We start from the raw sequence: 9,003 nt of genomic DNA on the forward strand, positions 1-9,003 counted from the left end.
CGTGTTGGCGAGGGGCCTTCAGTGTTTAAGGAGCGAGGGACCTTTGCACTGGGGTGACAAAGGTCCCTCGCGTGGGAGTGTGGCTTGGGGGTCAGGCCAGGACGTCGGCCAGATCGGTGGCGGGCAGGCCGTGCGCGGCCGCGACCGGGGCGTTCGTCAGGGCGCCCGCGTGCGTGTTGAGGCCCTTCGCGAGCGAAGCGTCCGCCTGCAGCGCCTTCTGCCAGCCGAACTCCGCCAGCTGGACGGCGTACGGCAGCGTCACGTTGGTCAGCCCGTAGGTCGACGTGCGCGGGACGGCGCCCGGCATGTTCGCGACGCAGTAGAACACCGACTCGTGGACCTTGTAGGTCGGCTCGTCGTGCGTGGTCGGCCGCGAGTCGGCGAAGCAGCCGCCCTGGTCGATCGCGATGTCCACCAGCACACTGCCCGGGCGCATCCGCGAAACGAGGTCGTTCGAGACCAGCTTCGGCGCCTTCGCGCCGGGCACGAGCACCGCGCCGATGACCATGTCGGCCTCCAGTACGGACTGCTCGACCGACAGCGCGTTCGAGGTCACCGTGCGGATGCGGCCGCCGAAGTCGTTGTCGATCTGGCGGAGGCGGTCGACGTTGGTGTCGAGGATCTCGACGTCCGAGCCGAGGCCGAGCGCGACCCGCGCCGCGTTGATCCCGGCGACACCGCCGCCGATCACGACCACGCGCGCCGGGTGGACGCCGGGGATGCCGCCGGGCAGCACGCCGCGGCCACCGCTCGGCTTCATCAGGGAGAACGCGCCCACCTGCGGCGCCAGCCGACCGGCGACCTCGGACATCGGCGCGAGCAGCGGCAGCGCGCGGTTCGGGGTCTGCACCGTCTCGTACGCGATCGCGGTGGTGCCCGCGGCCAGCAGCGCGTCGGTCAGCGGCCGGTCCGCGGCGATGTGCAGGTAGGTGAACAGCACCTGGTCGGCGCGCAGCCGCGGGTACTCCTCGGCGATCGGCTCCTTGACCTTGAGCACGAGTTCGCCCTCGGACCAGGTCTCCTCCGCCGTCGCGAGGATCTTCGCGCCCGCGGCGAGGTACTCCTCGTCGGTGATGGACGAGCCGAGGCCGGCGCCGGTCTCGACGAAGACGTCGTGGCCGCGCCCGGTCAGTTCGTGCACGCCCGCCGGGGTGAGCGCCACGCGGTACTCATGCCTCTTGATTTCACGGGGGACGGCGATACGCACGGGACTGCCTCCTGCGGCGGGTTGGGAACAAAGGTGCTGCCACTCACGGTGAGCCACCCGGACGGCGGTGTCATCGTGCGCCCGGGACAAGATCAAGCACCGATCATGGTTTTGGGAGCACAATCACTTGACCTCCAGTCAACTGGAGCTTGCACCTTGGGTCACATGAGAGCCGTGTGGTTGAAAGAGTTCGGCGGGCCCGAAGTACTCGTGGCGGGTGACGCCCCCGATCCGGTGCCCGCAGCGGGCCAGGCCCTGGTCGAGGTGGCGTTCGCCAACATCACGTTCGTCGAGACCCAGTTCCGCGCCGGCGGAGGCGGGCCGTTCCGCGCCGAGTTGCCGATGATCCCGGGCAACGGCGTCGGCGGTGTGATCAGCGCCGTCGGTGAAGGCGTCGACCTCGGGTTGGTCGGGAAGCGGGTCGTGACCTCGACCGGGGGCTCCGGGGCGTACGCGCAGCGGGTCGCGGTCGCCGCCGATTCCGTCTTCGAGGTGCCGGACGGGCTGGCCCTCGACGCCGCGGTGGCGATCCTCGCCGACGGCCGCACGGCGACGGCGCTGGTGACCGCCGCGCGCGTCCGGCCGGGGGAGCGCGTGCTGGTCGAAGCCGCGGCGGGCGGGGTCGGCGGACTGGTCGTCCAGCTCGCGAAGGCCGCGGGGGCGGAGGTCGTCGGCGCGGCCGGTGGCCCGGCGAAGACCGGGCACGTCCGGGAACGGGGCGCCGATCTGGCGGTCGACTACCGCGAGCCGGACTGGGCGGCGAAGGCCGGCGAGGTCGACGTCGTGTTCGACGGTGTCGGCGGCGAGGTCGGGAAGACGTCGTTCGGACTGCTGAAGACCGGCGGCCGGATGCTGATCTACGGGCTCTCGAGCGGCTCGTGGACCGAGGTGTCCGAAGAGGACGCGGCCGCGCGCGGGGTCACGGTGATCCGGGACATCGGCGGCCAGGCGGAGATGCGGGCGTTCACCGAGTCCGCGCTCGCCGAGGCCGCCGCCGGGCGGCTGGAACCCCTGATCGGTCAACGGTTCCCGCTCGAACGGGCGGCGGACGCGCACGCGGTGATGCAGTCGCGTGGCGCTCTCGGCAAGACGTTGCTCGAGGTCTGATGTTCGACGTCGACGCCTTCCTCGCCGGTCCGCTGACGGCCAGGGTCGCCACGGCGGGGCCGACCGTGCGCCCGACCTGGTATCTCTGGGAGAGCAGGGCCTTCTGGATCCTCACCGGACCGTGGGCGCGGCTGGCCGGACTCGTGCGCGAGTCACCGTCGATCGCGGTGACCGTCGACGTCTGCGATGTCGGCACCGGCCTGGTACGGCAAGTTCTCGCGCGCGGTGAAGCGGAGGTGCTGCCGTTCGACGTCCCACGTGGACGGCGGCTGCTGAGCCGGTATCTCGGGGCCGACGAGTGCAAATGGGATGCGCGATTTCGTTCTTACCTGCACGATGATCCCGAGGTGAAAGGGACCGTCTGGGTCCGGATGGTGCCGAAGCGATTCGCCGCCGAAGACCTCGGTTATCGGGTATGACGTACGGCCGCGTTCGCTGGGGGTGGGCGCGGCCGTGCAACCTGCGAAACGGTAAATGCAGCACGATCGAGTCAAGATGTTGATCTTACTGGCCGGTAAGCTGCCATTCTGTTGCGCATGACAAATCAGGACTGGCGGCGGGAGCGGCGTGTCCGCACCGTCGACACCGAAGGCAATCCGGCTGATGTCATCGTGGGTCTGGTCGAAACTCCCGGGCATGGCTACGAAGCCGCCCTGCGGGTCGACGGTGGCCCCGGTGTGCTTCTGCCGCTTTACCCCGGTGCGGATCTGCTCGCCGCGGTGCGGCAGACCATTGAGGACGGATATCGCGCCAGCGCGCACTAGCCGTCCGGATGTCAGGAAAGGGTCTTTCAAGACGACAGCGCTGATCAAAGCGCGTCCTGAAAGACCCTTTCATGACGTCTGCTCAAGATTTTGTCGCACTACAAAGTGTTCGTTAGTGAACGTTCTTTAGTCGAATGCCGATCAGCTCCAGCGCAGGGAAACGAGCTGCGTGATCAACGCCAGCCGGACGTCGGGATCGTCGAGATCCAGCGGGACGAGATCGAGCAGCCGCCGCAGGCGATACCGCAGGGTGTTCGGATGGATTCGAAGTTCTTTCGCGGCCGCGCGCGGGTCGCCGGGATGCCTCAGCCACTGGTAGAGCGTGTCGACGTAGCCGCTCTCGTGGGCTTCGTCGTGCGCGCGCAACAAGCCGAGCGGGCCCAGTTCGGCGACCTTCGCCGTGCTGGCCGCGGTCGCTCCCCGGTGCAGTGAAAGCTCCTTCCACGCCTCGTCGAAGACCACGACGCGACCGGGTACGAGCTTCGCGCGCAGCAGGCCCAGCGCCTCGTCGGCTTGCACGCGGGACGTCGCGAGCTCGCCGATTTCGCAGGCGGACCCCGCGGCCGCCCGTGGTGTCCCGCCCTTCCTCGACGCGGGCAGGGCTTCCAGCGCGGCCCGGAGTTCGCCCCAGCCGTCGCCGTCCGGGACGACGGCGTAGAGCACGCCGCCGAGTTCGGTGGCCACCGGCCGCCTGCCGACGCCCTGCGAGATCCGTTCGAGGAGGGCGAGCCTCAGCCCCTCGTCGTCGCGGCCGTCGCCACCGGAAACCTCGATGACGACGACGCGGTGCGGCTCCTCGGACAGGTCGAGTTCCGCGATCGCCTTGCGCGGGCTGGCCTTCCCTTCGAGTACGGCGCGCAGGAGCTCGGCCGAGACCCGGCGCTGGGAATCGGTGTGCGCGCGACGGCGCAGCAGGTGCAGGGCGACGACGGGCGCCGCGTCGGCGAAGGCGGCCGCGCGTTCGTCGGAGACCGGGCCCGCGACGACCGCCCACATCGACCCCAGCAGTTCGCCGCCCATCCGGATCGGCACGATGAGCCGGGGCAGCGTGCCGTCGCGCTGCGCGGGCACGAAGATCGTTTGCCGCCCACGGGAAAGCTCGCGGAACACCCCTCGTGACCGGAACCGCGCGAGCACGTCGTCGGGGATGCGGCGGCCCATGATCGTGGACACGCGCGCCGAGTCGGTCAGATCCTGCCTCGCCGAGTAGGCGAGCACCCGCGAGTTGGTGTCCTCGATGGTCACGGGCGCGTCGACCACCGAAGCGACGGCGTCCGCGAGCCGGAACAGGTCACCGGACCCGGGCCCGCCGCCGTCCTCCAGGGCGTCGGACTCGTCGGCCAGCGCGTCGAGGACGGTTCTGAGCAGCCAGACGAGCTGGGCCCACGACGTCGCCGGCCGCACTTCGATCAACGCGATGTCCGCCGTTTTCGCCGCCCGCTTCACCGAGGGTTTCGCCGCGAGCGGCGGTTTCAGCAGGACGGCGGCGGCGCCTTTGGCCGCGCTGTGCTTGACGAGTTCCGCGGCTTCGGACGTTTCGGTGATCGCGACGCCGAGGACGAGGTCCCCCGCGGCGAGGGTGTTGCCGGGTTCGGCGATGACGACGTCGCCGACGGCGGAGGACTCATCGGGGACCTGAAGCGCGTGCAGCAGCGTCGGCCCGACCCGGTCGACGACACTGCGTACGGAAACCATGCCTTATTTTGCGCCCGCTGACGAAAACACGCCGAAGGGGCGGTCTCGAAGATCGCTCACGCCGAGCGCCGAGGGTGCCCCTTCATCGCGTTTCCGTGGGCCTCCGGCCCAAAAGAGGCGGGCGCGGTGAAGTCTCCTCATCGCGCTGACGCGCTGCCCGAGGAGACGTCCGCCGGTCACCTATCGCACCTGCTCAGACCTCGGGTGGTGTTCTGGCGTCGATGTCCTCGGGAGTGAATCGCTCCCGTTTGGTCGTCAGCGCCCAGCGATGCCCGTCCGGATCGACGATCCGGCCGTAGCGTTCGCCGAAGAACATTTCCTCGACCGGCGCTTCCACCCGGGCGCCCGTGAACACCGCGCGCCGGACGAGGTCGTCGGGATCGTCGGTCTCCAAGGTCAGCAGCATCGGCGTGCCGCCGAGGGTCGACGGCGCGAGCGCGTCCAGAGCCGGGATCTCCTGGCTCACCAGCAGCCGCGCGTCGCCGACGGCGAGTTCCACGAACAGCACGACCCCGTCCGGCAGCACGTTGCGGAACAGTTCCACGGCGCCGAACACCTTGCCGTAGAAAGAGATCGACGTGTCGACGTGCTTGACGAACAGATGTGGCACCAAGCCGAGCGCCCGGCTCACGCCGACTCCGCGCGCTTCAACAGCCCAGCCTGGCCCGCCACCGCGACGAGCCTGCTCAGGAACTCCGCCTCCCGTGCGGCGACCTCCCGGCCCGCGCGGGTCAGCCGGTAGTAGCGGCGGCGCGAGTCGTGAGGCTGGTCCTCGCTCGCGTCCGGAGCCTCTTCGACCAGGCCGTCGGCGACGAGCCGGGCCAGCGTCCGGTACAGCGTGCCGGGCCCGAGCTGGGCGGTCCCGCCGCTCAACTCGTCGACGAAACCCATGATCGCGTAGCCGTGCGCGCGGCCGCCTTTGCCGTTCGCGAGTGCCAGCAGGGTCTGGAACGCCGCGGGGGTGAGCTGCGGGTTGCCGTCGGCCATTCGGGAAGCATACACTCCGATCTCGTTATATCCATGATGGATACAAAGGGAGCCGGACATGCCGATTCAAGGTGTCCACAAGATCGTCGTCGGGGTACGGGACCAGGAACGGGCGAAGAAGTTCTGGTCCGAGGTCGTCGGCTTCGAGATCACCACCGACGTGCCGTACGACGACAAAGGGAACAGGTGGGTCGAGGTCACTTCCCCCGATCGTGTGACGGCACTTGTCCTGAGCACCGCGCCGGAGGACCTCGAACGCTTCGCGGTGCGGGACGAACTCCCGACGGGCAACTTCTTCTTTTACGCCGACGACATCGAAAAGACCTACGAAGAGCTCGCGGCGAAGGGCGTCGAATTCCCGGCGCGTCCGGAGAAGCAGCCCTGGGGCTGGTGGGCGATGTTCACCGATTCGGAGGGCAACAGGTTCGCTCTTCAGGAGCGGAATCCCACCTCCTGAGAATGGTTGGGTGCTCCGTTCGGCGGAGCTAGCTTCGGTGACAACAGCCGAAACCCTTGAACCGCTAGGAGAATCGCGATGAGCGCGGACGGATGGTCGTTCGAGACCAAGCAGATCCACGCGGGTGCGGCGCCGGACACCGCCACCGGCGCGCGGGCGACCCCGATCTACCAGACCACCTCGTACGTGTTCCGTGACAGCCAGCACGGCGCCGATCTCTTCAGCCTCGCCGAGCCCGGCAACATCTACACGCGGATCAACAACCCCACGCAGGACGTCCTGGAGCAGCGGCTCGCCGCACTCGAAGGCGGTGTCGCGGCGCTGGCGTTCGCCTCCGGGACCGCGGCGACGACGGCGGCGATCCTCAACCTCGCGAACGCGGGCGACCACTTCGTCTCCAGCCCGTCGCTCTACGGCGGTACCTACAACCTCTTCCACTACACGCTGCCGAAGCTCGGCATCGAGGTTTCGTTCGTCGACGATCAGGACGACATCGAGCAGTGGAAGGCGGCGGTCCGGCCCAACACCAAGCTGTTCTTCGCCGAGACGCTGGCCAACCCCGGCAGCAACGTCCTCGACATCCGGAAGGTCGCCGACGCCGCGCACGACGCCGGTGTCCCGCTGGTCGTGGACAACACCGTGCCGACCCCGTACCTCGTCCGCCCGATCGAACACGGCGCCGACATCGTGGTCCACTCGGCGACCAAGTACCTCGGCGGTCACGGCACCACGGTCGCCGGCGTGCTGGTCGACGGCGGCACCTTCGACTTCGGCAAGGACCCGGCGCGGTTCCCCGGCTTCAACGAGGCCGACCCGAGCTACCACGGTCTCAAGTACTGGGAAGCGCTCGGCCCCGGCGCGTACGCCGCCAAGGCCCGCGTCCAGATCCTGCGTGACACCGGCGCCGCGATCGCGCCGCTGAACAGTTTCCTGATCCTGCAAGGGATCGAGACGCTGTCGCTGCGGCTGGAGCGGCACGTCTCCAACGCGCAGGCGCTGGCCGAATGGCTGGAGCAGCGCGACGAGGTCGAAAAGGTGTACTACGCCGGGCTGCCGTCGAGCCCGTTCCACGAGGCCGCGAAGAAGTACCTGCCGAAGGGCGCCGGCGCGGTGCTTTCGTTCGACCTGCGTGGCGGTGTCGACGCCGGACGGGCCTTTGTGGACGGTACGGAACTGCACAGCCAGCTGGTCAACATCGGCGACGTGCGCAGCCTGATCGTGCACCCGGCCTCGACGACGCACAGCCAGCTCACGCCGGAGGAGCAGGTCTCCAGCGGGGTGACGCCGGGCCTCGTGCGGCTCGCCGTCGGCCTGGAAGGGATCGAGGACCTCAAGGCCGACCTCGAGGCCGGATTCCGGGCGGCCAAGGCGGCTCTGTGACCCAGGCTTCGGATCTCCCTCCCGCCACCGGTGCGTGGCGGGAGGGAGATCCACCCGGCCGCCGCCGGTTCATCACCGGCGTCCAGACGCTCGAAACCGGGCCGGAAATCCCCTTCACTCTCGCCTACGAGACTTGGGGGACGCTGAATTCCAGTGCCTCCAACGCGATCCTGGTCGAGCACGCGCTCACCGGGGACAGTCACGCCGTCGGCCCGGCGGAGGACGGCCACGTCAGCCCGGGCTGGTGGGACGGTTTGATCGGCCCCGGCAAGGCCGTCGACACGGACGCCTTCTTCGTCGTGGTCCCGAATGTGCTCGGCGGCTGTCAGGGCTCGACCGGCCCGTCTTCGTCACATCCGGACGGAAGCCCTTGGGGTAGCAGGTTTCCCGCCGTGACCGTCCGGGACCAGGTGGCCGCCGAGACCGTCCTCGCCGACGCGCTGGGCATCGGCCGGTGGGCCGCGGTGCTCGGCGGTTCCATGGGCGGGATGCGCGCGTTGGAATGGGCGGTGAGCGAGCCGGACAGGGTCGCATCGCTGCTCGTCCTCGCGTCGACAGCGCGGGCTTCGGCGGACCAGATCGCCTGGGCCGCGCCGCAACTGCACGCCATCCGGTCCGATCCGGGCTGGCACGGCGGCGACTACCACGACGTCCCCGGTGGTGGCCCCCACGCGGGCCTCGGCATCGCCCGCCGGATCGCGCACGTCACCTATCGCAGCGAAGGCGAGCTGTCGCAACGGTTCGGCCGCCGCTATCAGGACGAAGAAGATCCGTTGCGCGGCGGCCGGTTCGCCATCGAGTCCTATTTGGACCATCACGCGGGCAAGCTGTCCCGCCGGTTCGACGCGGGCAGCTACGTCGTGCTCACCGAATCGATGAACACCCACGACGTCGGCCGCGGGCGGGGCGGTGTCGAGAACGCGCTCGGCCGGATCACCGCGCGCACGGTCGCCGCCGGGGTGGACAGTGACCGGCTTTACCCGCTGTACCAATCGCAGGCGATCGCGGACGGGGTCGCCGGGGCGGAGTTCGCCGTCATCGGCTCGCCTTTTGGGCACGACTCGTTCCTGATCGAAACCGAGCAGATCTCGCGGCTGGTGAAGCTGCTGCTCGGCTAGGCACCTGGGTCACGAAGCTCATCTATTGAGGGGTGAGTCAACGGTGGCGTGTTCGTGGGCGAGGCTGGCGGTGGGATGAAGGCGTCCTTTGCCTCGTCCGGTGCCGAGTGGCCGTGTCGCGAAAGTGGCTTTCGCGACGTCCCGGGAGGCTGATGTGGCGCTCACGGTGGCGGGATCGGCGGGTTGGTCGTGGGGGGGGGGGGGGGGGTGGCCCCCCAAAACACACCCCCAAACCACACACCCCCACAAAGGCAGACCCTCTCCCCCTCCAAAAAAAAGGGGACCCCC

The 9,003-nt window shown here is 69.3% G+C and carries 10 protein-coding genes; 6 read left to right on the forward strand and 4 right to left on the reverse strand.

Translation table 11 applies throughout. The features are described 5' to 3' along the window. Nucleotides 1-91: 91 nt before the first annotated feature. Nucleotides 92-1,207, reverse strand: a complete 1,116-nt coding sequence (ald, locus tag ACZ5IK_RS04940) for an alanine dehydrogenase (RefSeq protein ID WP_465486587.1) — start codon at nucleotides 1,205-1,207, stop codon at nucleotides 92-94. A 165-nt stretch (nucleotides 1,208-1,372) separates the two neighbouring features. Here ald and ACZ5IK_RS04945 point away from each other — a divergent pair, with 165 nt between their 5' ends. The 3 genes from ACZ5IK_RS04945 to ACZ5IK_RS04955 all read left to right on the forward strand — a co-directional run bounded on the left by ACZ5IK_RS04945 (nucleotide 1,373) and on the right by ACZ5IK_RS04955 (nucleotide 3,078). After that, nucleotides 1,373-2,314 carry a zinc-binding dehydrogenase gene (locus ACZ5IK_RS04945; RefSeq protein WP_465486588.1) on the forward strand — a complete coding sequence of 314 codons (942 nt, stop codon included), beginning with the start codon at nucleotides 1,373-1,375 and terminating at the stop codon, nucleotides 2,312-2,314. After that, nucleotides 2,314-2,733 (forward strand): pyridoxamine 5'-phosphate oxidase family protein, encoded by a 420-nt coding sequence (locus ACZ5IK_RS04950; RefSeq protein WP_465486589.1) that lies wholly within the window; start codon nucleotides 2,314-2,316, stop codon nucleotides 2,731-2,733. The genes ACZ5IK_RS04945 and ACZ5IK_RS04950 overlap by 1 nt, the downstream gene beginning before the upstream one ends. A 117-nt stretch (nucleotides 2,734-2,850) precedes the next feature. Beyond that, complete coding sequence (locus tag ACZ5IK_RS04955) at nucleotides 2,851-3,078, forward strand: hypothetical protein (RefSeq protein WP_007033850.1); 228 nt, start codon at nucleotides 2,851-2,853, stop codon at nucleotides 3,076-3,078. Between the two features lie 141 nt (nucleotides 3,079-3,219). On the opposite strand, the gene ACZ5IK_RS04960 is transcribed toward ACZ5IK_RS04955, so the two are convergent. From ACZ5IK_RS04960 to ACZ5IK_RS04970, 3 genes are all read right to left on the reverse strand, one after another. Continuing rightward, nucleotides 3,220-4,773, reverse strand: coding sequence for a PucR family transcriptional regulator (locus ACZ5IK_RS04960; RefSeq protein WP_465486590.1), 1,554 nt, complete (start codon nucleotides 4,771-4,773; stop codon nucleotides 3,220-3,222). Between the two features lie 193 nt (nucleotides 4,774-4,966). Continuing rightward, nucleotides 4,967-5,404, reverse strand: coding sequence for a VOC family protein (locus ACZ5IK_RS04965; protein ID WP_465486591.1), 438 nt, complete (start codon nucleotides 5,402-5,404; stop codon nucleotides 4,967-4,969). Further along, the gene (locus tag ACZ5IK_RS04970; RefSeq protein ID WP_101610374.1) at nucleotides 5,401-5,760 is read right to left on the reverse strand and encodes a PadR family transcriptional regulator; all 360 of its coding nucleotides are present in this window, start codon (nucleotides 5,758-5,760) and stop codon (nucleotides 5,401-5,403) included. The genes ACZ5IK_RS04965 and ACZ5IK_RS04970 overlap by 4 nt, the downstream gene beginning before the upstream one ends. 58 nt (nucleotides 5,761-5,818) lie before the next feature. Here ACZ5IK_RS04970 and ACZ5IK_RS04975 point away from each other — a divergent pair, with 58 nt between their 5' ends. The 3 genes from ACZ5IK_RS04975 (at nucleotide 5,819) to metX (ending at nucleotide 8,715) form a co-directional block, all read left to right on the forward strand. Continuing rightward, entirely contained in the window at nucleotides 5,819-6,217 is a 399-nt protein-coding gene (locus ACZ5IK_RS04975) for a VOC family protein (RefSeq protein ID WP_465486592.1), read from the forward strand. Between the two features lie 78 nt (nucleotides 6,218-6,295). Continuing rightward, on the forward strand, nucleotides 6,296-7,597 hold the full coding sequence (locus ACZ5IK_RS04980; RefSeq protein ID WP_465486593.1) for a bifunctional o-acetylhomoserine/o-acetylserine sulfhydrylase: 1,302 nt from the start codon (nucleotides 6,296-6,298) through the stop codon (nucleotides 7,595-7,597). After that, a complete protein-coding gene (gene metX, locus ACZ5IK_RS04985) occupies nucleotides 7,594-8,715 on the forward strand; it encodes a homoserine O-acetyltransferase MetX (RefSeq protein WP_465486594.1) in 1,122 nt (373 codons plus the stop codon). Before ACZ5IK_RS04980 ends, metX begins: the two co-directional genes overlap by 4 nt. The last annotated feature ends 288 nt before the right edge of the window (nucleotides 8,716-9,003 follow it).

Source organism: Amycolatopsis sp. NPDC031561, from assembly GCF_055580625.1.